Source organism: Ramlibacter aquaticus (assembly GCF_015159745.1).
Taxonomy (GTDB): Bacteria; Pseudomonadota; Gammaproteobacteria; order Burkholderiales; family Burkholderiaceae_C; genus Ramlibacter; species Ramlibacter aquaticus.
Map to the genome: position 1 here is coordinate 1 of NZ_JADDOJ010000196.1, position 441 is coordinate 441.

The 441-nt window shown below is 54.9% G+C and carries 1 protein-coding gene and 1 pseudogene; both read left to right on the forward strand.

Annotated features, from left to right (window positions below; all coding sequences use genetic code 11):
* Window positions 1-357: 30S ribosomal protein S11 (rpsK, locus tag IM725_RS20090; RefSeq protein WP_227753994.1), on the forward strand; the 357-nt coding region annotated here is incomplete at its 5' end.
* A gap of 18 nt (window positions 358-375) precedes the next feature.
* Window positions 376-441, forward strand: a pseudogene (gene rpsD, locus IM725_RS20095) (30S ribosomal protein S4); the annotation flags it as partial.

Below are 441 nucleotides of genomic sequence, written 5' to 3' on the forward strand. Positions count from 1 at the left end.
GTTAAAAAGACAGTGGTTGATGGCATCGCCCACATCCATGCATCTTTTAACAACACCATCGTGACCATCACCGACCGTCAAGGTAACGCGCTTTCTTGGGCTACCTCCGGTGGTTCGGGTTTCCGCGGTTCCCGCAAGTCCACCCCGTTTGCTGCTCAAGTAGCTGCTGAACGTGCTGGTCAAGCTGCGCTGGAATACGGCCTGAAAAACCTCGCCGTTAACGTCAAAGGTCCAGGTCCAGGTCGTGAGTCTGCTGTCCGTGCTTTGAACGGCTGTGGCTATAAGATCGCCAGCATCACCGACGTGACGCCAATCCCGCACAACGGGTGCCGTCCGCCGAAGAAGCGCCGCGTGTAATCCAGGAGATTGTAAAGAATGGCTCGTTACATTGGTCCAAAATGCAAACTCGCTCGTCGTGAAGGCACCGATCTCTTCTTGAAG